This window comes from Vibrio spartinae (genome assembly GCF_024347135.1).
GTDB lineage: Bacteria > Pseudomonadota > Gammaproteobacteria > Enterobacterales > Vibrionaceae > Vibrio > Vibrio spartinae.
In genome coordinates this window covers 2,769,966-2,793,700 of the sequence record NZ_AP024907.1, presented here as the reverse complement: position 1 = coordinate 2,793,700, position 23,735 = coordinate 2,769,966, and the positions used below count along the sequence as shown (strand labels likewise).

Here is a 23,735-nt window from a genome sequence, read left to right as displayed (position 1 = left end):
CGGCGAATAAATATGACAGATAAAATGATTTTCGACCAAGCAAGCGGCTTACGCCGTTTAAGCCAACCAACACTGACAAAAGTGATTGCAGTGACTGGTGGGAAAGGTGGCGTTGGGAAAACCAACGTAACTTTGGGTATGGCAATGAGTATGGCTCGTCAGGGCAAAAAAGTAATGGTACTTGATGCTGACCTGGGATTGGCAAACGTAGATGTCATGTTAGGTATTCGTCCCAAAAAGAATCTGGGACATGTCCTAGCTGGTGAGTGTGAGTTAAAAGATGCTATCGTTGAAGGACCATATGGGATTAGAATTATCCCAGCGACTTCCGGCACTAAGTCCATGGTTGAGTTGTCCCATGCGCAACATATCGGGTTAATTCGGGCATTTGGTAGTCTGGAAGAAGAAATGGACGTGCTGTTGGTTGACACGGCAGCTGGTATTTCTGATATGGTTGTGAGCTTCGCTCGGGCGGCGCAGGATGTTGTTGTCGTTGTTTGTGATGAACCCACATCAATTACCGATGCTTATGCTTTAATTAAGTTATTGAGTCGTGAGCATCAGGTGCCGCGTTTTAAAATTGTTGCGAACATGGTGCGGAGTTATCGGGAAGGGCGTGAATTGTTCGCGAAGTTGACCTTAGTCACAGAGCGGTTCCTCAATGTCGGCATAGAACTCGTCGCATGTATACCTTTAGATGATAATGTGCGTCAGGCGGTGAAAAAACAAAAAATCATTGTTGATGCATTTCCACGCTCACCGGCATCGCTTGCGATTAGCTCTTTGGCGAATAAAGCATTAACATGGCCAATACCCAAAACACCGAGCGGCCATTTGGAATTTTTTGTTGAACGGTTGCTAAATCGAACTGAAATAGTAGGGGAACCTTTTGGTGAATAAGGCGCTGACGTACGATCAATATGGAAATCTCAATAATCAGCAGGCTTTTCTGGAAAAGTATTCTGTATTGGTTAAGCGTATCGCACACCACTTGATCGGACGGTTACCACCGAGTGTTCAGGTCGAAGATTTAATTCAAGCGGGCATGATCGGACTACTCGAAGCGCAAAAAAACTATGATAATAGTAAAGGTGCCAGTTTTGAAACTTATGCGGGGATCCGTATTCGCGGTGCAATGTTGGATGATATTCGTCGTGGAGACTGGGTTCCTCGATCTGTTCATAAATATAATCGTGAGATCAGCCAAGCAGTTTCGGTACTTGAAGGTGAATTAAATCGTGAACCGACCGATACAGAAGTTGCTAAGCATCTGGGAATGTCGTTAGATCAATATCATGGCGTCATTACCGATATAAACAGTTCTCGGATTGTTGGCATCGAAGATTTAGGTGTTTCTGATGATGCAATATCACCTTTTGATAGTGATGATAACTCACCATTTAAAGGTGTTGCTGACGAATCATTTCGTAAAGCATTGGTTGAATCAATAAAATCGCTTCCCGAACGTGAAGCTTTAGTACTTTCGCTCTATTATGATGAAGAGCTAAACTTAAAAGAAATTGGTGAAGTGCTTGGTGTAAGTGAGTCTCGCGTAAGCCAAATATTGAGCCAAACCATGCAGCGTTTAAGAACAAAGCTGCGTTCTTGGACACAAAATGACTAAATATCACTGATCTCATACTCAGTGGAGGCAATTTTGAATAAAAACATGAAAATCCTTATTGTTGACGATTTTTCAACAATGCGCCGAATAGTGAAAAACCTGCTCCGCGACTTGGGTTTTAATAATACTCAAGAAGCTGATGACGGGTTAACGGCTTTGCCTATGCTTAAGAAAGGTGATTTTGACTTTGTCGTGACCGACTGGAATATGCCGGGAATGCAAGGGATTGATTTACTGAGACACATTCGTTCTGATGAGGAGCTTAAGCACCTTCCTGTGTTGATGATTACAGCCGAAGCGAAGCGTGAGCAAATTATTGAAGCTGCTCAGGCCGGCGTGAATGGCTATATTGTCAAACCATTTACAGCGGCTACGCTTAAGGAAAAGTTGGATAAAATCTTTGAGCGTTTATAAGTCTTGAACTTTGATCTGAGTACCTGATCAGGTAAGAGAAACATTTATTCGCGTATAAAGGCTCTTCAGGATGATTGAATTAGAACAAGCACAACAGCTCGTCCATTTATTGGAATGCGGCAAAAAAGAAGAAGCTAATGCATTATTGGTGGCGATATACAAGTCTAAGTCTGCCGAACCTATGTTTCAGCAGATTGGCGAGCTGACCCGAGAACTGCATGAATCGATCAAGGAGTTCACCGTTGATGAACGGATGAGTGAGATTGCGACAGCTGAAATTCCTGATGCAAAAGACCGCCTCCAGTATGTCATTACCAAAACCGAGGTTGCTGCTAACAAAACGATGGATGCCGTTGACCGCTGTATGCCTATCGCTGATCAATTGCACCAGACGCTTCTGGATGTTCGTCCTCAATGGAACGAGCTCATGAAAGGCCGAATCGCATTAGATGAGTTCAAAGCACTCTGCCATAGAATTGATGACCTACTTAGTCAGATTGAAGGTGATAGTTCGGAGTTACGTGGCGAGTTGATGGACATTCTCATGGCTCAAGATTTCCAAGACCTGACGGGACAGATTATTCGACGGGTTATCACACTGGTGAATGAAGTTGAGCAGCGATTGGTTGATATTCTTACCGTGTTTGGAACAGAGCAATCAGAACAACAAGAAGATAATACAAAACATCAAGCCACTGCTCCTGAGGGGCCAATTTTGAATCCTCATGAAAGAAGTGATGCTGTTTCATCTCAAGACGAAGTTGACGATTTGTTATCGAGTCTTGGTTTTTAGAGGTGCCGTATGAGCTACGAATTAGACGAAGATATTTTACAGGATTTTTTAGTTGAGGCAGGTGAAATAATAGAGCTGTTGTCCGAGCAGTTGGTTGAGCTTGAAAATAATCCTGAAGATAACGACCTTTTAAATGCAATTTTTCGAGGGTTCCATACGGTAAAAGGGGGCGCTGGTTTCCTTGCTTTAACTGAGTTGGTTGCAACCTGTCACGGTGCAGAAAATGTTTTTGATACATTACGAAACAGGCAGCGAAAAGTAACATCTGGTCTTATGGATACAATGTTACGGGCTTTAGATACTGTGAACGAACAGTTCCAAGCTGTCCAAGATCGTGAACCACTCGAACCCGCAGACCCAATCTTATTGGAAGAGTTACACCGACTTTCTCAGCCCGCTTCAGCAGATGACGATGAATCAGAGGATACCGGACAATCCCCGGATACATCAGTGCTCGATGAAGAGCCTGCAGCATCTGTTGAAGATATCCCTCAACCAACACCGCCACCAGAAAACAACGCGGCTTCTGAGCCGTCAAGTGCTCAATCGATTGATGAAATTACCCAAGATGAGTTTGAGCGACTGTTGGATGAACTCCATGGTAAGGGGAAATCTCCGGTACATGGCTCTCCATCTACATCAAATGAATCTACGCCAAAAGAATCAGGTCAGACATCTAAAGCATCACCACAGCAGCATACAGTAAGTGATAGTGGTGATATTACCGATGATGAATTCGAGAAATTACTTGATGAGTTGCACGGTGTTGGGAAGGGACCTTCCGTTGAAGATGCCGAACCAATTACTGCGCCACCACCACCGAAGAAAACACCAGCAGTAGATCCAGCTGCTCAGTCGTCAACACCTGCCTCAAGTGGCGGTGACAGTGATCTGATGACCGATGATGAGTTCGAAAAATTGCTGGATGAGTTACACGGTGCTGGCAAAGGGCCGTCGATAGAAGAATTGGAAATGGCGGTCAGACCGGTATCGGCTAATGTTGAGCCTGTCGCGGAAGTAGCAGAGCCTCCGAAAAAAGAATCCGCAGCACCAAAAGTGAGCGCGCAAGCGAAACCAGCGGTTACTCCGCCAGTCAAAGAGAAACCAGAAGCGAAAACACAGGTTGCGACACGGGAGTCCAAAGAAGTCGCTGCTGTGAAAAAACCACAGGCTGAAGCGAGTGTCCGTGTGGATACATCCACACTGGATACCATCATGAACATGGTCGGTGAGTTGGTCCTTGTCCGGAATCGCCTGCTCAGTCTTGGTTTGAACAGCAATGATGAAGAAATGTCAAAAGCTGTATCGAATTTAGATGTTGTGACGGCTGATCTGCAAGGTGCTGTCATGAAAACGAGAATGCAGCCGATCAAGAAAGTATTCGGCCGTTTTCCTCGTGTCGTTCGGGATTTGGCGAGAAGCCTGAAGAAAGACATTGTGCTGGAAATGCGTGGTGAAGAGACTGATCTGGATAAAAACCTCGTTGAAGCGCTTGCAGACCCACTGATTCACTTGGTCCGCAACTCTGTCGACCATGGGATTGAAATGCCGGATGATCGTGTGAAATCCGGCAAATCTCGCACTGGGAAAGTGTTGTTATCTGCATCGCAAGAAGGTGACCACATTGAACTGTGCATCATTGATGATGGTGCGGGCATGAATCCGGATAAACTGAGAGGTATTGCTGTTAAGAAAGGGCTCATGGATGAAGATGCCGCTTCTCGTCTGACAAATAAAGAGTGCTTTAACCTCATTTTCATGCCGGGATTCTCTAGTAAAGATCAAATATCTGACATCTCAGGCCGTGGTGTTGGTATGGACGTGGTTAAAACAGCGATTAATACGCTGAATGGTTCTATCGATATCGACTCCGAAATTGGGAAAGGGACCAAAATTGCTATCAAAGTTCCGTTGACACTGGCAATACTGCCTACACTCATGGTCGGTGTTGCAGGAAGTCCGTTCGCGTTACCGCTGGCAAGTGTGAGTGAGATTTTCCATCTGGATTTGAGCCGGACGAATGTGGTGGACGGACAGCTGACGATTATCGTACGCGAAAAATCCATCCCCTTGTTCTATTTACAAAATTGGCTTGCGCCTCGTAAGGGCATTATTGAACATCGTAAAGGGCATGGGCATGTTGTCATTGTACAGTTGGGGAACCAAAGAGTTGGTTTCGTGGTAGATACATTGATAGGCCAAGAAGAAGTTGTGATTAAGCCGTTGGATAATTTGCTGCAAGGAACTCCGGGGATGGCTGGCGCAACGATTACCAGTGACGGACATATTGCATTAATACTGGATGTTCCTGATTTATTGAAAAACTATGCGGCAGCATCTCGCATCTAACTGATAGGTTGAATAAGGGAAAATATGGCGATAAGAGTTTTGGTGGTTGATGACTCAAGTTTTTTCAGACGTCGTGTTAGTGAGATCATTAACTCGGAATCGCGTTTAGAAGTCATTGACGTCGCAATCAATGGTCGAGAAGCTGTTGAAAAGGCAAAACGCTTGAATCCAGACGTCATTACGATGGATGTAGAGATGCCCGTGTTAGACGGTATCTCTGCTGTGAGAGAAATAATGGCAGATAATCCGACGCCAATATTGATGTTCTCTTCCCTTACTCATGATGGTGCGAAAGCAACACTGGATGCACTCGATGCTGGTGCGATGGACTTTCTGCCCAAGAAATTTGAAGACATTGCCCGTAACCGTGATGAAGCGGTGACGTTATTGCAACAGCGTGTTTTAGAGATCGCACGGAAGAAAGCTTATCTTCGTCGTGTCTCTCCGCTTTCTTCTCGGTTGAACACAACAACATCAACTCCGACTCAGACGACAACACGAACGACTCGTCCTTTGAGTGGTAGTGCCAATTTGGTGCCGACTCGCTTTAAGGCGAGTGGTAAACGATATCAATTGACTGCTATCGGAACGTCAACCGGAGGCCCGGTTGCTCTGCAAAAAATACTGGTGAAGTTACCCGCGAATTATCCTCATCCTATTTTGTTGATCCAGCATATGCCAGCGACCTTTACTGCTGCTTTTGCCAGCCGCCTTGATTCTCTATGTCAGATATCGGTTAAAGAAGCCGCCGATGGTGATGTTTTGCAGCCAGGGGTTGCTTACTTGGCTCCCGGTGGTAAACAGATGATGGTCGAGGGACGGGCAGGCGCTGCCAAAATTCGTATTCTCGATGGCGGTGAACGGATGAACTATAAACCTTGTGTCGATGTAACGTTTGGTTCCGCATCAAAGATTTACGCAGATAAAGTCCTTTCAATTGTATTGACCGGCATGGGGGCTGATGGGCGGGAAGGTGCCCGGATGTTGAAGCAAGCTGGGGCAACGATTTGGGCACAAGACGAAGAGAGTTGTGTTGTTTATGGTATGCCTCAGGCTGTCGCTAAAGCGGGAATCTCGTCTGAAAGCTTGCCTTTGGAACGTATCGCTGAGCGTATTTTAGTAGAAGTGGGTCTTGCATAAGGAAAACCGATGATTGTTTGGAGTATTGCCAATCAAAAAGGTGGAGTAGGAAAAACAACGACAACCATTACGTTGGCTGGTCTGTTATGCAAAAAAGGTCATCGGGTGCTTCTGGTGGATACTGACCCACACGCTTCACTGACGACTTATCTCGGTTATGATTCTGATCATGTTGAGTCAAGCTTATTCGATCTGTTCCAGTTGCCATCTTTGGAAGAAAAATTAGTGCGTCCTCTTGTCATTGAGACCGATATTGAAGGGATGGATCTGATTCCGGCTCATATGTCTCTGGCAACGCTGGATCGGGTGATGGGTAACCGAAGTGGCATGGGACTGATTCTAAAAAAAGCGCTGCTAGCCCTTCGTCATCAATACGATTATGTATTAATTGATTGTCCACCTATTTTAGGTGTGATGATGGTCAATGCTCTAGCGGCTAGCGACCGGATTTTGATTCCTGTTCAGACTGAGTTTCTGGCGATGAAAGGCTTAGAACGGATGGTGCGGACACTCAGTATCATGCAGAAGTCACGGAGCCGAGAGTTCAAAGTGACAATTGTTCCGACGATGTATGACAAAAGAACAAGAGCCTCTCTGCAGACATTAACTCAGTTGAAAAAAGATTATCCGGAGCAAGTCTGGACGTCTGCTGTGCCGATCGATACTAAGTTCAGAGATGCAAGTTTGAAACGTCTGCCTGCGTCTCACTTTGCTGAAGGTAGTCGGGGTGTATTTGCATACAAACAATTGCTTATCTACTTAGAGAGGTTGGCGATTAATGAATCGTGATGTCGCGTTGTCGAGTGAACAGGCTCTAGATGATTACTTTGCTGCCTTATTAGATGAAGAGGCAGGGGAGTTAGAGCTGGTTCAAGAAAAAAACGCACAAGTTTCGCAAGAACCTGAAGTTGTACCACAATTACAGGCACAGCGTGTTAGTGTGACTGAAGCATCAGCGGCTCATCAAAATGAAGCACCGTTTCCGAATCTTGAGGATGTACAGCGACTCTTGAATCAGATGGAATCATCGAATCCAGTTGATGAAATTGAAGATCTTGAAGCATTGCTGGATAAAAATACTCAGGAGATTTCTGTCCATCAAGATGTACGTGTTGAAGAAAATGAGATTCAGAGCTGGGATATTGACCTTCAATCTGAAGAAGTGATCGAAGTCGCAACACCATCTGATGTCGATATTGCATCGGATGATGTATTGGAAGACGAGGTTGCAACAGCAGAAGTGATAAGCGAACCTCTGGCTGTTGAACCTGAACCTGAGATGACAGTTCAGACGACTCAAGTCGAAGATGTTCAGGAGAATATTGAACAGCAATCGGATACCCAGCCAGAACTTCAGACTCAGTCTGGTGATACGGTTGGAGAGATGACTTGGCATAGTACGGAACGGGCTGAAAACTTTCAGGTACTGTATTTTGAAGTCAATGAAATTATATTTGCTGTACCGTTGGATGAATTAGGTGGTATCCATCGTCTTGAAAAAGTCAGTCATTTAATTGGCAGACCTCAATGGTATCTCGGTTTACAGACGAATCGTGATCAGCAATTGGATGTTGTCGATACTGCCCGTTGGGTCATGTCTGAAAAGTTAAAAAATGATGATTATAAGGATTCCTATCAATACATCGTGATGCTTGGTGACAGTACTTGGGGGCTCGCATGCGGTCAATTGAGAGGAACCGAATCATTGAATCCTGAAGAGGTTCGTTGGCGTGAACGAGCTGGCAAACGCCCTTGGCTTGCCGGAATGGTAAAAGAGAAAATGTGTGCTTTGATTCATGTTGAAGCATTAACCGCCATGTTAAAGGCTGGATTAGATGTTAAAGCACTCGATAGTGATTAGATTTACCGAAAACATTAGTGTCGGATTCGACTTAGAGAGGATAAGGTATGTCTCATACAAATGAAGTAGAAGTGAAAAAAGATAAGTCTAATGATGAAGTGCTTCAGTGGGTGACGTTCCAGTTAGAGGAAGAAACTTACGGCATTAATGTGATGCAAGTTCGGGAAGTCCTTCGTTATACTGAAATCGCCCCTGTTCCCGGAGCACCTGATTATGTGTTGGGGATTATCAATCTACGGGGAAATGTGGTGACGGTGATTGATACCCGATCTCGTTTTGGTTTGATTGATGGTGAAGTGACCGACAATACTCGAATTATTGTGATTGAGTCTGAACGTCAAGTTATCGGCATTTTGGTTGATAGTGTTGCAGAAGTCGTTTACTTGCGAACCTCTGAAATTGACACGACACCAAGTGTCGGAACGGATGAAAGCTCTAAATTCATTCAAGGTGTCAGCAATCGGGAAGGCAAACTATTGATTCTGGTTGATCTGAACAAGCTTTTGAATGATGACGAGTGGGATGAAGTGGCTCACTTATAATGTATCGTGACATTTTATTAAGCTTTCCCGTATTGCTCGGGGGAGCTATTTTTGTTGTTTTCTTGTTGATCCTGACAATATACCGTCTAAGGCGTCTAATTTTAAAGCAGTCTGAGATGCGTCGTCAGGAGTCAAGGGTATTAGATAAGTCGTTGCAAAAGGCGAGTAAGCAGCTTGTTGAGCTGCGTTCTGTCGTCGTGGGACTGGGGCAAAAAATCTCCGAGCAGGAGCAAATTATTTTGCATCAGGATGAGCGAATTAAAGAATTGGAACAGCAAGACAGCGATGCCCGGCTTTACACCCGTGCTTCAAAAATGGTGCAGCTTGGTGCTGATATCAATGAATTAATTGAAGAGTGTGAGTTGCCTAAAGCTGAGGCAGAACTGATGCTTTCACTCCAGAAGAAACTCTCCGGAGAAGAAAAAGTGCCACCGTTGAGGGGGCGTCCGGAAGGTGGTGCTGTCAAACGGAAAGCACCTCCGAAAAAGAGAAGTGTATAAGTTGATTAAAAAGGAAGTCTGCGGACTTCTTTTTTATCGCTTGTAGAAAATGCTGTGGGACATACGCGATTCGTGTATAGCAAGGTTGTTTACTTCTGCGGTTGTTCGTCGCGAACTTTTCAGTCCTGATCTACAAAAATGTGCTAAATTTCTCTGAAGGTATATTGAATTGGTGGCAATGATTTGTCGAAATCGTTCGAATCAATTTAGCGTGTAACGGAGTAACATCCAGAATATTTGTTATCAACAAACTGATCTGGTTATCCAGAGAGTCGGTTAACATTGTTATTGATAAACGATATGAATATACTTAGCGAGTTTTGAGTGATCGGTCATAGATAGGACGCAACTGCTTTGCCGGATTGATCGTTCGTATCTGGGTCAAGAAAGAGAACGGAAAGATAAAATGAATAACCGTATCAAGCGGCTTTGTCTAGGCTTTATTCTATTGGTTTTGGTTGGATGCAGCACAACGGGGCACGTTAATCCACAAGACCCTAATGCATCGGTAAATGATCCGCTTGAAGGCGTCAATCGCAGTTTCTGGGCTCTGAATTACGATTATCTTGATCCTTACGTGATCAGACCGGTTTCTCTCGCTTATGTGGATCATGTCCCCAATCCGATTCGCCGTGCAATTACGAATTTTTTCTCGAATCTTGATGAACCGGCAAGTATGGTGAATAACTTGCTTATGGGGAAGGGCCATCAAGCATTAGATCATTTTAACCGCTTCTGGTTGAATACGACTTTCGGATTGTTCGGCTTAATTGATTTGGCATCTGAAGCTGGGATTACCAAAGCCGATCAAAAAGGTTTTGGGGATGCTCTCGGGCACTACGGGGTCGGGAATGGCCCCTATCTGATGGTACCCGCTGCCGGACCTTATACGCCCCGTGCTGCGACTGATTTAGTGGATGAAACCTACGCACCGCTCTCTTACTTGAATATCTGGGGGAGTGTTTCAAAATTGATTTTTGAAGGGATGGAAAGTCGGGCAGCATTGGTGAATCAGGAATCAATGTTGGAGGACTCTCCCGATCCTTATGCATTGACCCGAGAAATCTACTTACAGCATCAGGATTTCAAAGCTGAAATTGAGAAAAAAGAGACCTATGATCCGGAGCAGGAAGCCTTATTTGACCAATATATGAATGAGTAAGCGTGATCATCTGATTTATGTCTTGATGTTGGCAGATTCAAGTCGACATGGTTCTGCCACTGAAATACTCGTTTTCTACAATATATTCGGTATTCCGAATCAGTTCATCTAACAAGACTGGTGTCGGCCGTGATTCGCCATCAGCTGCTTCTAAGACGGGGATGACCGCCCCGACTCGTATATTGAATGGTGTCAATTCTTTTGCCCAGCTTTGGGTAAATCCAGTGACCATTGACGCTGAGTTTTCAAATCCTTTGAGAGTCTCTTGATCAGTGTTCGAAATGATATTGACAATAACACCGTCTTTTTTGTCACGCCTCATGCGTTCAGCACTCATCTGACCAAATGAAAAAATTGTCGAAGCCATCATAGTCAAATTATTCGTAAACATTTCTAAAGGTTGCTCATCTGTCACCGAAGGCAATGGGGTATTCGGCCAATGGTTTACCAATATGTCCGGGCTTTCATGATATTTTTCGGCAATAAAATTCAGCAATGCTTCGATTGAACCGGGTGTGTAATCCGGTAGAAAAAAATAGCTGGTACTGGCTGAAAGCTCTCGGATTCTCGTGTAAGTCGCCAGCAGATCTTGTTGGTGCGTATCTGTCAGGACTATTTTTGCGCCCAGTTGAGCGAAGCGCTCAGCTAATGCACTCCCCAACATTGTTGCTGATGAAGTGATTAGAATAATTGAATCCTTGATATGCATGACTGACATCTTCCTGTGGTTTATTATTTTTATTCATGTTTGATTAGCATGGTTGAACCCATCAGGGAAGGATGTGAAAAGGGTCAAAGAATATATTTAAAGCTGCATGATGTGATCTGTTTTGGGGGGTAATTCACACAACCATCGGTGTATCACGGTGTGATTACAGAAAAACAGTTAGGCCTGAGCCTGAATTTGGGACACTCTTCGGTTAGTAACCAATTGATTGTAAAGGTCATAGTTTAAAGATTGAGGCGGTGTTTTGTCCTCAAGCTGGCGGCGTTGGTGACCGGAGAGGTTGTGATAAACCGATTCTTCCAGTTGGTGAGTATGTTCAGGGAAGTAAGACAAAGCATCTGGGCGTAGGTAATGCTGAAGTTTTGCCGAACGCATTCCGCCTTGATGAAATTGTAAAGCGATTTGAGCCCCGGATGAATAGCTCTCCTGATCGGAGCGTAAGGGTTGTGGTGATGTCAGTGCAAAGTGTTTGCGTAATTCACTGTCGGTATGATGAATTGGAGCAATCACTTCTGTTGCAGTGGTTTCACGCATATCGTTGGAGAGCATCGCAAGCAGCAAGGTAAAATCGGCGCGCCGATTTTGTGCGATCGCCTGATTGACGTTCTGCCCACATTGCAGTTCGTTGATCAGGTTTGCTTTATCCAGTGTATGTTGGATTTCGGTGGTCTGCTGTCGCATCATCTTCTCCGTCTGATGCTTACATATCGGCAGTAGAGGAGATGACTTTAACGAATTCAGTGACTTTACTATGTTTTTTTTGGGGGGGGGGGGGAAGGAAATAAAATTACATCTAGTTGAACAGTCAGTCACCAAAAGAGCGAATTTATAGTGATTAATCTTTTTAATCACTATAAACTATAAGTAGATATCTGCTGAGTAATATGGTCAAGTCAGACTTTTTCTTGGAGTAAAATTTCGCCATTAAACTAATTAGTGTAGTGGTCATCGATGATATCGACCTACAACTATAGATTAGTCTCCACGAATACCGATACGTTGAATGACAGGAAATGAACCTGGGTTATCTGTTTGTGGAAAAGAGTGGCAAACATTGTCTAAAACGGAGAAATATACCTTCTTATTTGCTAGCTTTGCAGCAAGTAAAACACTTAACGCGCTTTTGGTGTCTGAGGGAGGAAGCATGGCATAGGCTTGAGTTTGGCTGCAATGTGCGGGGTTGGTTGTCCCCTCTGTTGGTATAAAAGATATACTTCCATCAGAGTATCCGGCAAATACAAAATCAATATGAGCAGCAGTATAAACCGCTTCGGCGTTAGCAAATGGTGAGATTAACGCCATAGTAAGTAACAATGTTTTCATTATTTTTCCTATATATTATGTTAATAAACAGTAAGTTAGAGATTATAGAATGGCTTTTTATATTGCGTATCTATCACTTTAGAAAGATTTATTATACTTAAATTATTTATATAAATATCATAATTTATATGAATGGGTGACCCAAGAAAATTCTGAGTATTTCTTATGTATTTAATTATTTTGTTGAATAAGAGAGTATTATTGGCATTTATCTCAAGCACTCTATGAACTGTGTTGTGGCTTGAAAGTTTGAGGCGCTTACTGGCTTCGGTCTCGTTTGTCTGGTTTATATAAGTTTTTTCGTACAGCTGTGAATTTCGGAAAACATATACTAGGGAAAATCGAGCGTCAATACACATAAAAAACCCCTGTCTGAGACAGAGGTTTTTATACAGTTAATTCGGTTATTACCGAATTACTTCGCCAGATTTTTAGCCACAAAGTCCCAGTTAACCAGTGCCCAGAAAGCACCCATGTAATCAGGACGCACGTTGCGGTAATCGATGTAGTAGGCGTGTTCCCACAGGTCAACAGTCAGCAGTGGTGTTACACCAGCTTCAGTAATTGGTGTCGCTGCATTGGATGTATTGACAATATCCAGAGAGCCATCAGCTTTTTTCACCAACCAAGTCCACGATGAACCAAAGTTGTTGATAGCAGAATCTGTGAATTTTGCTTTGAAATCTTCGAAAGAACCAAACGCCTGATTGATTGCATCAGCAACAGTACCGGTTGGTTCACCGCCACCGTTTGGTGACAGGCAGTGCCAGTAGAATGTGTGGTTCCAAATCTGAGCCGCGTTATTGAAAACGCCGCCAGATGAAGTTTTGATGATCTCTTCAAGTGACTTGTTTTCGAATTCAGTACCTGGGATCAGGCCATTCAGCTTAACCACATATGTGTTGTGGTGTTTACCATGATGATAATCGAGTGTTTCTGCTGAAATATGAGGTTCCAATGCATCTTTTGCATAAGGAAGAGCGGGGAGTTCAAATGACATTGCTCAGTTCTCCATTGTGTTTGAAAGAGTCTCTCTTTCAGTTAGCTTCCAGAGTTATTTTCTTTTGATATTCGTCAAAACGACTGACTTGGTTCTATTTTAGCAAGTTTTTACTTTATTTAAAGCACTAATTTGTCAACACAGCAGGACAGCGTTGTATCCTGAGCGGAAGAGACCCTAATAATAATAGGCTTTTTATTCTCCGTTAATGATTTAGAATAGTCGATATTTTCAAACGCTCTGACGAGGACATCATGGAAACAATCGATAAAATTAAAAAGCAGATTTCTGACAATTCAATTCTGCTTTATATGAAAGGTTCGCCTAAGCTACCTAGTTGTGGTTTTTCATCTCAGGCAGCACAGGCATTGATGGCTTGTGGAGAAAAATTTGCTTATGTTGATATTCTCCAGAATCCGGATATCCGTGCAGAGTTACCAATTTATGCCCAGTGGCCAACGTTTCCTCAGCTATGGATCGAAGGCGAGTTGGTTGGTGGTTGTGACATCATTCTGGAAATGTTCCAGAAAGGTGAGCTACAACCCCTGATTAAAGAAGCAGCAGCACGCGTAGAAAAAGAAGAGTAAACTGTATAAAATTACAGTTGATCCTGTTATGTTAAGGCCACAAATTTTTGTGGCCTTTATATTTTTATGCCTCGTTTATTTATTGCTGAAAAACCGAGTCTCGGCCGTGCGATTGCCGATGTTTTACCCCGCCCCCACCAGAAGGAGGATGGGTGCATTCGTTGTGGTAATGGTGATATTGTCACATGGTGTATCGGTCATCTTTTAGAACAGGTTGAACCGGAAGTCTACGATGAGCGCTATAAGAAGTGGCGACTGGAAGACTTACCGATTGTGCCGCAGCAATGGCAACTTCGCCCTCGAAAATCTGCCTCGCGGCAACTGACAGTGATTAAGAAACTGCTTAAATCGCCACTACAGATTGTTCACGCCGGAGACCCGGATCGTGAGGGGCAACTGTTGGTGGACGAAGTGTTAGAGTATTGCCGAGTCAGTCAACAGCGACGGTCAGACTCGGAACGTCTGTTGATTAACGATCTCAATCCGTCTGCGGTCAAACGGGCATTGCAGCAGATTCGGCAAAACCGAGAATTCATACCGCTCTCTGTCTCTGCATTGGCACGGTCCCGGGCGGATTGGCTATATGGCATGAACATGTCGAGAGCATATACACTGTTGGGGCAGCAATCTGGTTATCAGGGGGTGCTGTCCGTCGGCAGGGTTCAGACACCAGTGCTGGGGCTGGTGGTTCGTCGAGATGAAACGATTGAAAACTTTGTGCCTCGGGATTACTTTACCCTGCATGCCTTGATGCCTTATCACACATCAGATCAAGCCTTTGATATTCGGGCCCGCTGGAAACCGAGTGAAGCTTGCCGTCCGTGGCAGGATGAAGAAGGGCGGGTTCTCCATCGTCCATTGGTCGAAAACGTCGCGAAACGAATTCAAGGCCAGCCAGCGACTGTCACGGATTCAGAACAAAAACAAACGCGCCAAAATGCTCCGTTACCTTATTCGCTCTCTGCTTTACAGATTGATGCAGCGAAAAAATATGGAATGAGTGCTCAGCAAGTGCTGAACGTATGTCAGGGGCTGTATGAGAAACATAAGTTGATCACTTATCCCCGTTCAGATTGCCGCTATCTGCCAACGGAGCATTGGCAGGCGTCAGCTTCGGTGACCGCTGCAATCTCAAATATTGCGCCAGCGCTGAAACAAGCCGTCGCGGATGCAGATTTATCTTTGAAATCCAAAGCGTGGAACGACAGTAAAGTCGATGCACACCATGCCATCATCCCGACCCCGAAGACCAAGACCGCGATATTGTCAGGTGATGAACAGAAAATTTATCAATTGATTGCCAGACAGTACTTGATCCAGTTTTATCCGCCTGCGTGCTATGCCGAGTCTCAACTGGTATTTGATATTGCCGGGGGGACTTTTATTGCCAAAGGAAAACAGATGGTCTCGCCGGGCTGGAAGGTTGTTACGGGGTTTCGTGATGATGACCAGGATGGTCTTGAAGCCGTTCCCCCGCTGGCCAAAGGAACTGTTTTGACCTGTCGTGAAGGAGAAATCGGCAACCATCAGACCGAACCTCCACGGCCTTTTACTGAAGCAACCTTATTGTTGGCGATGACCGGAATCGCTCGATTTGTTGAAGATAAATCGCTGAAAAAAATTTTACGGGAAACCGACGGGCTTGGCACGGAAGCAACCCGTGCCGGTATCATTGATATGTTGATCAAACGTCAACTCTTACAGCGGGAAGGAAAACAGATCCGCAGTACGGCAGCGGGGCGGGGGTTGATACATGCATTGCCCGTAGCATCGACATATCCGGATATGACGGCTCAATGGGAGCATCAGCTTCAGGATATGGCGGAAAAAAATCAGGCTTATCAGCCTTTTATGACTACCCTGACGCAACAGATCGACAGTTTAATGCAACAAGTAAAAATCGCACCACCACCGGATTCTTTACGCTCACTACCTCAGCCGGTGAAACGCTCACGGGCAAGAAAGTCGTTTGCTAAACGGGGTGCAAGAAAATCATCCACCGCTTCAAAATAGCGGTAGCAAAGGTATGGATGCGGGCCGTTTTAATGATGTGAGGCGATCGTTGATTTCAATGTGTCGTCGGAAGAATGGATTGTCTCTTTCTGTAAATCGATTATGCTTATGAAAGACAATCGTCGCACCATCAGGATGGTTGACTGGTTGAGCAATTTTATTTTTATTGATTGATCGGTTTAGATATCTATATGAATAACAACAAATAAATGAGAGTTAATTCCATATCATGTCGGTAATTATCAATTATCCTGACTCGGAGTATAACGCCACGCTTGATCATTTTTAATCGTGTTTACTGATGCGAAATACGATTCATCAAAATATAATAACGGAGACTTCATGAGAAAATATAAAGCAAAAGTCATTCATATTAATCCAGAAGCTCGAGAAGAGATCACTTTTGACATTCATGGTTCAATTGTTCAATGTTTTTTAGGTCATGTCCCCAGTGATATTCGGATTGGGAAAAGCTATTTCATCACCTTTGCATTTCTGGATGAGGATTTCGCGGAACAATTTGGTAACGGCATACCCGCTGTGACATCAGAACATGATGATTCTATTGAGTTATCACTGTCGATTGGTGATGCGCCAATGGGGACTGAATATGCATCGCTGAATGGCAAAGCTATATCGATTCAGCTTGAACCTTGCATGGAATCATCATTAGTTTAAAGTTAACAGTGGTAAAAATAAAATACTGTTATCTGATAAAAATCATCAATGGTTTCAGGTGGCAGTTTATCTTTGTTTATTTGATATTTAGCATTTCCTGATTTTCTGTACTCCCATGCTTTAAAATGACCTGAATCATCACCATATATATTATGATTACATTTACTGAATAGAAAATATTCATAACATTCAATAAATTCCATCGGAATTATAAGGATAGGTTAAGAGATTGAACGCATAATTTCTGCCCTATGAAAGATAACCTATCTGAGACCCGTGGGATACGATGTTCAACATGTTGTGGTAATGGTGACAACAAGCATTCGATGAGAGAGGAAAACATGCAGACATATCGGGCGGTTCATTTAGTTGAGAGACCCCAGCAGGAAATTACTGCGGATGTATTTTCAACAGAAACAGCAACAATACCGACGCCACAAGAGGGCGAGTTTTTGGTCAAAGTCACGCATCTTTCTCTAGATCCTGCAATGCGAGGCTGGATGAGCCCAGATGAGAATAGCTATATTCCCCCAGTACAACTCGGTGATGTCATGCGAGCAAGTGGCTTAGGTGAAGTTGTGTCTTCCAAACATCCTGATTTTCCCGAGGGAACAAGAGTGCTGGGGATGACAGGAATGCAGGAATACCTGATTTCAAACGGAACCGGGCTGAATAAAATACCAGCGGATATTCCGGCTGAAGCTGTGCTGGCGGTTATCTCACTACCGGGTGTTACGGCGTATCATGGCTTGTATCAAGTTTTACAGCCAAAGCCTGGACAAACATTAGTCATCACGGCAGCCGCTGGGTCGGTCGGTTCACTCGTCGGACAAATGGCGAAGAATCTCGGATTGCGAGTCGTCGGGGTTGTCGGTAATGAAGAAAAAGGGCGATGGATTACTGAAGAGTTAGGATTCAATGCCGCTTTGAATTATCACGATCAAGACTTTGCTGAACAATTAGCAGCGGCGGCACCGGATGGGATTGATCTGTTTTTTGAAAATACCGGTGGTGTTGCTCAGGCACCTATTTTTTCCCAGATGAATGCGCATGGGCGGATTGCTGTCTGTGGGATGATTGCTGAATACAATAAAGATCAGCCCGATCCGGGCCCGAGTTGGATGAATATTATTAAGCGTCGCCTATCGATTCAGGGTTTTACTATGCCAGATCACTTTGATCGGTTTGCTGACTATGGTTTGGCTTTAGGCGGGATGCTGATGAAAGGTCAACTGAAGTATCGCACCCATGTGATTCATGGTATCGAGAATGCGCCTGATGCGATTAAATTACTATTTAATGGTGATAACCAAGGTAAGTTAATCGTCGAGTTATAAGATTCTACCCAATACTTCTATTGCTAACGGGCTCTTCTGAGCCCGTTTTTCGTGGCGCTATCGACAAACGATTAATACACAGTATGACGTTTTAGATGATTTGATAACAGGTTATCAGGCTTTATAGATATGCTCGTAGCCGATACTGAACGCTGTATACACTAAGAGCAAAGCCAATAGTTGTTGTATACGCTGCAACCAGATCGCATTCGCATTCAGCAGGTGTTTCCCGACAATCCCACCGATAACCGAATAACTCCCGGGCGCACATCCGGCAAACAGCGACAGTGCGACAGACCAACAGATGACCTGTCCTTCAGTCATGTTTTGTGCCGGAAACTGAATCGTTGCAATTGGTAGTGTTGCAATCAGCCCTTTGGGGTTGAGTAGTTGCATCATGAGGCCACCTTTGAATGAAAGCGTGAAAGCGGGATATTGCTTGAATGTCACTGATGAGCGTATCAACTGCCAAGCGAGGTATAGAATGTAACTGCATCCGCAGAGTGCGACATAAGGGAGAATTTCATCGTTGACGAGTGAGTGACCAAGGTAACTTAAACTGATAAATAGGATGAACATTGCACAGGCGACCCCAAAGAAAAATCCGAGGTGGCGACGTGTGTGTCCCTGTACCCCACCGTTTAGGCTGAGTAGGTTCACCGGACCGGGGGAATACATAATTCCCAGAGCATAAATCCATATTGCTAGCATAGGTTGACAGACCTGTTTTGTGGTTATCAGGAGGAATGGTATTGCTGGTTAGCGTTGTGGTACCAGATTCAATTGCGTTTGATATTGTTTCGGGGTCATCCCATAGAGCTTTTTGAAGCGGCGGTTCATATGACTGACGTCTGCAAAACAGAACATTTGTGCAACCGCTGAGGCGGGGATACCGGACTCAAGCGCTTTTTGTGCCCCGTTGATGCGGCAGTTGAGGACGTACTGGTGAGGTGTAATTCCGAATTGTGCCCGAAATAGGCGAATAAAATGATATTTCGACATATGAGCGACAGCCGCAATATCATCGACGATTAAATCGTCCCGGTACTGACTGAGAATGAAGGCTTTGGCTCGGTTCAGTAAGATATCCTGACGTCGTTGCGGCTTTGCTTCACATAAAGCCCCTGATTTTTTTACCAGCGTATGTGCTAAACGAAACAGGGCCAATTCCTGTTCAATTTTCGAGTGATAGCCGCTGTTGACGATGCGGATGAAAGCCAGAATCTGTTGTTTGAGAATCAGATCGTCAAACAATGCACCTTCCACTCGGACAGTGTGATTCGGTTTCACACCCAGTGCGAGAAAAAGGGAATGAAATGTCTGAGGGTGGATATACGTGATCACATATGACAAATCCGTTGTACCGCCTGAATGCCCATCATGAACATCATCAGGATTGAAGAGTATGACACCTCCGGGAGGGCTTTGATGAAAACGGCGACAACAGAAAAAATCTTGTCTGCCGCGTAATGTCACCCCCAGAGAGTATTCTTCATGTGCGTGTTTGTCATAACTGAAATCGTGCATATTTGCCGTCAGTATTTTGACACCTTGAAGCGCAGTGCTGTTTTCAAATTTGAAATGATTACCTGTTCGCATATGAATACCTAACTTGCTGCGTCTCACTTTTATTTTATGATAAAAAAGTCAACTTAGGAAAACTTGAACAAAATTGCTGAATTTGGCTCAGGTTGTGAGCTTGTTTGATACGGTATGCGGTATGCGCGTTACGTGTTTGTATACATGGAGGAACCTGAAGACGATGATGTGAGATATTCTCGTCTTCAGGTTTTTGTTTACGAATCAGAGCACGATAGGGCAGGCGACCGCGTGCTGTTCGTCACCGCTCAGTACCGGTTTATTTTGGGCACATTGCGGTTGTGCTTTTGGGCAGCGGGTGCGGAATACACAGCCGGATGGTGGATTGATTGGCGACGGGAGATCACCTTCCAGCATCTGAATTTTTTTCTGCCGTTCCAAATTTGGGTCGGGAATTGGCACAGCCGTCATCAAAGCGGTCGTATAGGGATGTTTCGGGGTTGCAAACAGCTTATCGGCTTCACCAATCTCAACCACATTCCCCAGATACATTACCATCACCCGGTCAGAAATGTGCTTCACGACCGATAGGTCATGGGCAATAAATACCAGACTTAATCCAAGCTCTTTTTGTATCTCTTTGAGCAAGTTAACGACTTGCGCCTGAATCGATACGTCCAGTGCGGAAACGGGCTCATCACAGATGATCATTTTGGGTCGTAGAATTAAGGCACGGGCAATCCCAATCCGCTGACACTGCCCACCAGAAAATTCATGCGGATAGCGGTTAATGAGGTTCGGCAATAATCCGACGCGCATCATCATTTCTTTGACCCGATCTTTCACCTCCAGAGAGGAGAGTTCCGGATAAAATGTCTGGAGAGGTTCAGCAATGATGTCACCAATCGTCATTCGCGGGTTGAGCGATGCCAACGGGTCCTGAAAGATCATCTGAATATCTTTACGGGTTTCCCGCCGTTGTACGGCTTTCATACGAGTCAGGTCTTGACCGAGCCAGAGCACTTCACCTTCCGTTGCGTTGACCAGCCCGATAATTGCGCGTGCAAAAGTGGATTTACCACAACCTGACTCACCAACTACACCCAGCGTTTCACCTTCATAAAGGCGAGCATTCACCCCATCAACGGCTTTGAGTGAAGTCGGTGGTGACCAAGGCCAAGCCGACTTTGAGGCGATCTGAAAATGAACTTTCAGATCTTTGATATCAAGTAGTAAGGGTTTCTGATTCATTTTTCCCAAGTCTCCCAGTCAGAAAAACAGGCCCGTTGACGTTGATTGCCAAACGTTGTAAGGGCTGGTGTTTCATGTTTACAGCGTTCTGTGACCCGATGGCATCGTTCCTGATAAGGGCAGCCGGGGGGAAGCCGTAGTAGATTGGGTGGGTTGCCTGGAATGGTCGGGAGAACATCTCCTTCGGTATCCAGACGAGGAATCGCCCGCAGTAGCCCTTCGGCATAAGGATGACTTGGCTGATAGAAAATATCGTTGACGCTGCCGTATTCCATGGTTCGGCCTGCGTACATCACCAAAACTTTCTCACAAGAGCCGGCGACGACACCAAGATCGTGAGTAATCATGATAATGGCGGTGTTGAACTCTGATTTCAGCTCGTTAAGCAGATCCATAATCTGTGCCTGAACGGTGACATCGAGTGCTGTTGTCGGCTCATCCGCGATCAATAATTTGGGACGGCACAGCAACGCCATGGCGATCATTACCCGCTGGCGCATTCCTCCTGAGAATTCATGGGGATACATGTTGATACGCTTCCGCGCTTCCGGGATTTTAACCGCTTCCAGCATCCGAATTGATTCTTCGAATGCCTCTGCTTTCCCCATGCCTTTATGCTTCATCAGGACTTCCATCAGCTGCGTACTGACTTTCATATAAGGATTCAAAGAGGTCATTGGATCCTGGAATATCATGGCAATCTGTTCTGCGCGAATTTTATTGAGCGCTCTTTCTGGCAGATTCAGGATTTCTTTGCCTTCAAACAAGGCGCTACCGGAAACTTTACCGTTTTTTGCCAGTAGTCCCATCATTGCAAATACAGTCTGAGATTTTCCGGAGCCGGACTCACCGACGATTCCCAGAGTCTCGCCCTGTTTTAATGAAAAGTTCAGATCGTTGACGGCAGTGACGGTGCCGTCCGGTGTCGAGAATTCAACCCGGAGATCTTTTACATCAATTAAGTTCATACAATGCTCCCGGATTATCTGTCTTTTGGATCGAGTGCATCACGCAATCCATCGCCAACATAGTTAAAACAAAATAGAGTCACAATCATAAATGCGGCGGGAAATGCGAGCTGCCAGATTGCCAGATCCATCGTATTTGCTCCTTCTTGCAGCAAGGCCCCCCAGCTTGTCCGTGGCTCTTGAACACCCAGACCGAGGAAAGAGAGGAATGACTCAGTCAGAATCATCGTCGGGATAAGCAGTGTTGAATAGACGACCACAATGCCCAGTACATTCGGGACGATATGGCGAGTGATAATTTTCCACTGGCTGACACCACAGACATGCGCCGCTTCAATAAATTCTTTACTGCGTAGGCTTAGGGTTTGCCCCCGAACGATCCGTGCCATATCCAGCCATGAAATCGCCCCGATGGCAACAAAGATGAGCATGATGTTACGACCAAAAAAGGTGACCAGTACGATGACGAAAAACATAAAGGGGATTGCGTACAAAATCTCCAGCATACGCATCATCACACGGTCTACTCGGCCACCAATAAACCCGGAAGCCGCGCCATACAGCGTGCCGATAATGACCGCAACCAGCGCCCCCAGAACACCAACAGCCAGTGAAATCTGACCGCCAATCAAGGTTCGGACATACAGATCCCGGCCCAGCGAATCCGTGCCGAAGGTATGTTCGGCGGAAGGGGCAGCATTCATCGCATACCAATCGGTATCATCAAAACTGTAAGTGGCTGAATAAGGTAAAATGAGTACCGCTAAGGTAATCAAAACCAGAATAACCAGGCTGACCATTGCTGCTTTGTTGCGTACAAAGCGCATTCGGGCATCTTGCCATAAGCTTCTTCCTTCAATTTCCAATTGCTCGCTAAATCGCTCCAGCGCTTGGACATTATCTTTTTTTCCTAACATGTGTCTGCCTCTCTCTAATAGCGGATTTTTGGATCGATATAAGCGAGCAGAATATCGACGATCATGTTGAACAAAATAAACAAAAATCCAATCAGGATGGTAATCCCGAGTACCAGAGAATAATCTCGGTTAAAGGCTGCGTTTACGAATAGCTTCCCGATCCCCGGTAAACCAAAGATTGTCTCGATGACTACTGAACCGGTAATAATGCCGACAAATGCAGGTCCCATATAAGATACGACCGGTAACAGCGCAGGCTTTAAAGCATGACGAATGACGATATAACCATAATTAAGCCCTTTGGCTTTGGCGGTGCGAATGAAATTACTGTTGAGGGTTTCAATCATCGAGCCTCGGGTAATTCGGGCAAACGTTGCAATATAGAGTAACGACATGCCGAGTACGGGGAGTGCCATATATTTGAAAGAGCCGTCATTCCAGCCTCCGGCGGGTAACCATTCTAAATTAATGGAAAAGATAAAGATCAGCACCGGAGCAAAGACGAAGGAGGGGATCACGATACCCAACATGGTCGTTGCCATTAATGAATAGTCCAGCCAGGTGTTCTGTTTCAGGGCCGCGATTGTGCCAATCGCGACACCGAGAATGAGGGTAAAGACAAAGGCGGTTGCCCCGATTTTGGCTGAAACCGGTAACGCTTTTCCGACCAACTCATTCACACTGAAATCTTTATATTTAAAGGAAGGGCCGAAATCGCCATGCACAATATTTTTCAGATAAGTGAAGTACTGGACACTAATTGGTTTATCCAATCCATATTCGGCATTGATGTTCGCAAGAACCTGAGGTGGAACGGCTCGCTCTGAAGAGAACGGGCTTCCGGGCGCAAAGCGCATAAGAAAAAAGGATATCGTGATCAGCACCAGTAGCGTCGGTATAGCTTCCAACATCCGTTTCGCAATGAATTTAAGCATAAACTCACTCTTGTGTATTTTAATTGCAACTGTGAAATGGAAAGGCTGTATGACATCTGCCATACAGCCCTGTCT

At 44.9% G+C, this 23,735-nt stretch carries 25 protein-coding genes; 15 read left to right on the top strand and 10 right to left on the bottom strand.

The genetic code is table 11. The features are described from left to right. Positions 1–12: 12 nt before the first annotated feature. From OCU60_RS12430 to OCU60_RS12380, 11 genes are all read left to right on the top strand, one after another. A complete protein-coding gene (locus OCU60_RS12430; RefSeq protein ID WP_074371537.1) occupies positions 13–900 on the top strand; it encodes a MinD/ParA family protein in 888 nt (295 codons plus the stop codon). Continuing rightward, entirely contained in the window at positions 893–1,624 is a 732-nt protein-coding gene (locus OCU60_RS12425; protein ID WP_074371536.1) for an RNA polymerase sigma factor FliA, read from the top strand. The genes OCU60_RS12430 and OCU60_RS12425 overlap by 8 nt, the downstream gene beginning before the upstream one ends. 45 nt (positions 1,625–1,669) lie before the next feature. Further along, positions 1,670–2,038: a chemotaxis response regulator CheY gene (gene cheY / locus OCU60_RS12420; RefSeq protein ID WP_074371535.1), complete on the top strand. Its 369-nt coding sequence runs from the start codon at positions 1,670–1,672 to the stop codon at positions 2,036–2,038. A gap of 70 nt (positions 2,039–2,108) precedes the next feature. Further along, positions 2,109–2,831, top strand: coding sequence for a protein phosphatase CheZ (locus tag OCU60_RS12415; protein ID WP_074371534.1), 723 nt, complete (start codon positions 2,109–2,111; stop codon positions 2,829–2,831). 9 nt (positions 2,832–2,840) lie between these two features. Next, positions 2,841–5,180, top strand: coding sequence for a chemotaxis protein CheA (locus OCU60_RS12410; RefSeq protein ID WP_074371533.1), 2,340 nt, complete (start codon positions 2,841–2,843; stop codon positions 5,178–5,180). 24 nt (positions 5,181–5,204) lie between these two features. Further along, a complete protein-coding gene (locus OCU60_RS12405; protein WP_095533258.1) occupies positions 5,205–6,320 on the top strand; it encodes a protein-glutamate methylesterase/protein-glutamine glutaminase in 1,116 nt (371 codons plus the stop codon). A gap of 9 nt (positions 6,321–6,329) precedes the next feature. Further along, positions 6,330–7,109 (top strand): ParA family protein, encoded by a 780-nt coding sequence (locus OCU60_RS12400; RefSeq protein ID WP_095533257.1) that lies wholly within the window; start codon positions 6,330–6,332, stop codon positions 7,107–7,109. Continuing rightward, entirely contained in the window at positions 7,099–8,181 is a 1,083-nt protein-coding gene (locus OCU60_RS12395) for a chemotaxis protein CheW (RefSeq protein ID WP_074371532.1), read from the top strand. The genes OCU60_RS12400 and OCU60_RS12395 overlap by 11 nt, the downstream gene beginning before the upstream one ends. 47 nt (positions 8,182–8,228) lie before the next feature. Next, entirely contained in the window at positions 8,229–8,723 is a 495-nt protein-coding gene (locus OCU60_RS12390; RefSeq protein WP_021018794.1) for a chemotaxis protein CheW, read from the top strand. Further along, entirely contained in the window at positions 8,723–9,223 is a 501-nt protein-coding gene (locus OCU60_RS12385; RefSeq protein WP_074371531.1) for a DUF2802 domain-containing protein, read from the top strand. Before OCU60_RS12390 ends, OCU60_RS12385 begins: the two co-directional genes overlap by 1 nt. Positions 9,224–9,629: 406 nt before the next feature. After that, positions 9,630–10,385 carry an MlaA family lipoprotein gene (locus OCU60_RS12380; RefSeq protein ID WP_074371530.1) on the top strand — a complete coding sequence of 252 codons (756 nt, stop codon included), beginning with the start codon at positions 9,630–9,632 and terminating at the stop codon, positions 10,383–10,385. 37 nt (positions 10,386–10,422) lie between these two features. Here the strand turns inward: OCU60_RS12380 and OCU60_RS12375 are convergent, their stop codons facing one another. The 4 genes from OCU60_RS12375 to sodB all read right to left on the bottom strand — a co-directional run bounded on the left by OCU60_RS12375 (position 10,423) and on the right by sodB (position 13,435). Beyond that, entirely contained in the window at positions 10,423–11,094 is a 672-nt protein-coding gene (locus tag OCU60_RS12375; RefSeq protein WP_074371529.1) for an SDR family oxidoreductase, read from the bottom strand. A 177-nt stretch (positions 11,095–11,271) separates the two neighbouring features. Continuing rightward, a complete protein-coding gene (locus OCU60_RS12370) occupies positions 11,272–11,796 on the bottom strand; it encodes a VC2046/SO_2500 family protein (RefSeq protein ID WP_228448880.1) in 525 nt (174 codons plus the stop codon). 291 nt (positions 11,797–12,087) lie between these two features. Then, positions 12,088–12,435 carry a hypothetical protein gene (locus OCU60_RS12365; RefSeq protein WP_074373101.1) on the bottom strand — a complete coding sequence of 116 codons (348 nt, stop codon included), beginning with the start codon at positions 12,433–12,435 and terminating at the stop codon, positions 12,088–12,090. Positions 12,436–12,850: 415 nt separating this feature from the next. Beyond that, positions 12,851–13,435: a superoxide dismutase [Fe] gene (gene sodB, locus OCU60_RS12360; RefSeq protein ID WP_074373103.1), complete on the bottom strand. Its 585-nt coding sequence runs from the start codon at positions 13,433–13,435 to the stop codon at positions 12,851–12,853. 254 nt (positions 13,436–13,689) lie between these two features. Here sodB and OCU60_RS12355 point away from each other — a divergent pair, with 254 nt between their 5' ends. From OCU60_RS12355 to OCU60_RS12340, 4 genes are all read left to right on the top strand, one after another. Next, positions 13,690–14,022 (top strand): Grx4 family monothiol glutaredoxin, encoded by a 333-nt coding sequence (locus OCU60_RS12355; RefSeq protein WP_072956726.1) that lies wholly within the window; start codon positions 13,690–13,692, stop codon positions 14,020–14,022. Positions 14,023–14,088: 66 nt separating this feature from the next. Beyond that, positions 14,089–16,035, top strand: coding sequence for a DNA topoisomerase III (locus OCU60_RS12350; RefSeq protein WP_074373104.1), 1,947 nt, complete (start codon positions 14,089–14,091; stop codon positions 16,033–16,035). Positions 16,036–16,377: 342 nt separating this feature from the next. Next, positions 16,378–16,713 (top strand): hypothetical protein, encoded by a 336-nt coding sequence (locus OCU60_RS12345; RefSeq protein ID WP_074373105.1) that lies wholly within the window; start codon positions 16,378–16,380, stop codon positions 16,711–16,713. Positions 16,714–17,054: 341 nt separating this feature from the next. Next, complete coding sequence (locus OCU60_RS12340) at positions 17,055–18,050, top strand: NADP-dependent oxidoreductase (protein WP_074373107.1); 996 nt, start codon at positions 17,055–17,057, stop codon at positions 18,048–18,050. Between the two features lie 114 nt (positions 18,051–18,164). On the opposite strand, the gene OCU60_RS12335 is transcribed toward OCU60_RS12340, so the two are convergent. From OCU60_RS12335 to oppB, 6 genes are all read right to left on the bottom strand, one after another. Continuing rightward, complete coding sequence (locus tag OCU60_RS12335) at positions 18,165–18,761, bottom strand: LysE family translocator (RefSeq protein WP_074373108.1); 597 nt, start codon at positions 18,759–18,761, stop codon at positions 18,165–18,167. A gap of 48 nt (positions 18,762–18,809) precedes the next feature. Next, on the bottom strand, positions 18,810–19,649 hold the full coding sequence (locus tag OCU60_RS12330) for a helix-turn-helix transcriptional regulator (protein WP_074373109.1): 840 nt from the start codon (positions 19,647–19,649) through the stop codon (positions 18,810–18,812). Between the two features lie 204 nt (positions 19,650–19,853). Continuing rightward, complete coding sequence (gene oppF, locus OCU60_RS12325; protein WP_074373110.1) at positions 19,854–20,840, bottom strand: murein tripeptide/oligopeptide ABC transporter ATP binding protein OppF; 987 nt, start codon at positions 20,838–20,840, stop codon at positions 19,854–19,856. Continuing rightward, a complete protein-coding gene (oppD, locus tag OCU60_RS12320; protein ID WP_074373111.1) occupies positions 20,837–21,808 on the bottom strand; it encodes an ABC transporter ATP-binding protein in 972 nt (323 codons plus the stop codon). The genes oppF and oppD overlap by 4 nt, the downstream gene beginning before the upstream one ends. A 14-nt stretch (positions 21,809–21,822) precedes the next feature. Then, entirely contained in the window at positions 21,823–22,725 is a 903-nt protein-coding gene (gene oppC / locus OCU60_RS12315) for an oligopeptide ABC transporter permease OppC (RefSeq protein ID WP_074373112.1), read from the bottom strand. Between the two features lie 14 nt (positions 22,726–22,739). Beyond that, positions 22,740–23,660, bottom strand: coding sequence for an oligopeptide ABC transporter permease OppB (gene oppB, locus OCU60_RS12310; RefSeq protein ID WP_074373113.1), 921 nt, complete (start codon positions 23,658–23,660; stop codon positions 22,740–22,742). Positions 23,661–23,735: the final 75 nt, after the last annotated feature.

Excerpts from the sequence above, each read along its gene's own strand:
- OCU60_RS12430 (WP_074371537.1), top strand. The coding sequence starts at position 13 with ATGACAGATAAAATGATTTTCGACCAAGCAAGCGGCTTACGCCGTTTA.
- cheY (WP_074371535.1), top strand. The coding sequence starts at position 1,670 with ATGAAAATCCTTATTGTTGACGATTTTTCAACAATGCGCCGAATAGTG.
- OCU60_RS12415 (WP_074371534.1), top strand. The coding sequence starts at position 2,109 with ATGATTGAATTAGAACAAGCACAACAGCTCGTCCATTTATTGGAATGC.
- OCU60_RS12410 (WP_074371533.1), top strand. The coding sequence starts at position 2,841 with ATGAGCTACGAATTAGACGAAGATATTTTACAGGATTTTTTAGTTGAG.
- OCU60_RS12405 (WP_095533258.1), top strand. The coding sequence starts at position 5,205 with ATGGCGATAAGAGTTTTGGTGGTTGATGACTCAAGTTTTTTCAGACGT.
- OCU60_RS12400 (WP_095533257.1), top strand. The coding sequence starts at position 6,330 with ATGATTGTTTGGAGTATTGCCAATCAAAAAGGTGGAGTAGGAAAAACA.
- OCU60_RS12395 (WP_074371532.1), top strand. The coding sequence starts at position 7,099 with ATGAATCGTGATGTCGCGTTGTCGAGTGAACAGGCTCTAGATGATTAC.
- OCU60_RS12390 (WP_021018794.1), top strand. The coding sequence starts at position 8,229 with ATGTCTCATACAAATGAAGTAGAAGTGAAAAAAGATAAGTCTAATGAT.
- OCU60_RS12385 (WP_074371531.1), top strand. The coding sequence starts at position 8,723 with ATGTATCGTGACATTTTATTAAGCTTTCCCGTATTGCTCGGGGGAGCT.
- OCU60_RS12380 (WP_074371530.1), top strand. The coding sequence starts at position 9,630 with ATGAATAACCGTATCAAGCGGCTTTGTCTAGGCTTTATTCTATTGGTT.
- OCU60_RS12375 (WP_074371529.1), bottom strand. The coding sequence starts at position 11,094 with ATGCATATCAAGGATTCAATTATTCTAATCACTTCATCAGCAACAATG.
- OCU60_RS12370 (WP_228448880.1), bottom strand. The coding sequence starts at position 11,796 with ATGATGCGACAGCAGACCACCGAAATCCAACATACACTGGATAAAGCA.
- OCU60_RS12365 (WP_074373101.1), bottom strand. The coding sequence starts at position 12,435 with ATGAAAACATTGTTACTTACTATGGCGTTAATCTCACCATTTGCTAAC.
- sodB (WP_074373103.1), bottom strand. The coding sequence starts at position 13,435 with ATGTCATTTGAACTCCCCGCTCTTCCTTATGCAAAAGATGCATTGGAA.
- OCU60_RS12355 (WP_072956726.1), top strand. The coding sequence starts at position 13,690 with ATGGAAACAATCGATAAAATTAAAAAGCAGATTTCTGACAATTCAATT.
- OCU60_RS12350 (WP_074373104.1), top strand. The coding sequence starts at position 14,089 with ATGCCTCGTTTATTTATTGCTGAAAAACCGAGTCTCGGCCGTGCGATT.
- OCU60_RS12345 (WP_074373105.1), top strand. The coding sequence starts at position 16,378 with ATGAGAAAATATAAAGCAAAAGTCATTCATATTAATCCAGAAGCTCGA.
- OCU60_RS12340 (WP_074373107.1), top strand. The coding sequence starts at position 17,055 with ATGCAGACATATCGGGCGGTTCATTTAGTTGAGAGACCCCAGCAGGAA.
- OCU60_RS12335 (WP_074373108.1), bottom strand. The coding sequence starts at position 18,761 with ATGCTAGCAATATGGATTTATGCTCTGGGAATTATGTATTCCCCCGGT.
- OCU60_RS12330 (WP_074373109.1), bottom strand. The coding sequence starts at position 19,649 with ATGCGAACAGGTAATCATTTCAAATTTGAAAACAGCACTGCGCTTCAA.
- oppF (WP_074373110.1), bottom strand. The coding sequence starts at position 20,840 with ATGAATCAGAAACCCTTACTACTTGATATCAAAGATCTGAAAGTTCAT.
- oppD (WP_074373111.1), bottom strand. The coding sequence starts at position 21,808 with ATGAACTTAATTGATGTAAAAGATCTCCGGGTTGAATTCTCGACACCG.
- oppC (WP_074373112.1), bottom strand. The coding sequence starts at position 22,725 with ATGTTAGGAAAAAAAGATAATGTCCAAGCGCTGGAGCGATTTAGCGAG.
- oppB (WP_074373113.1), bottom strand. The coding sequence starts at position 23,660 with ATGCTTAAATTCATTGCGAAACGGATGTTGGAAGCTATACCGACGCTA.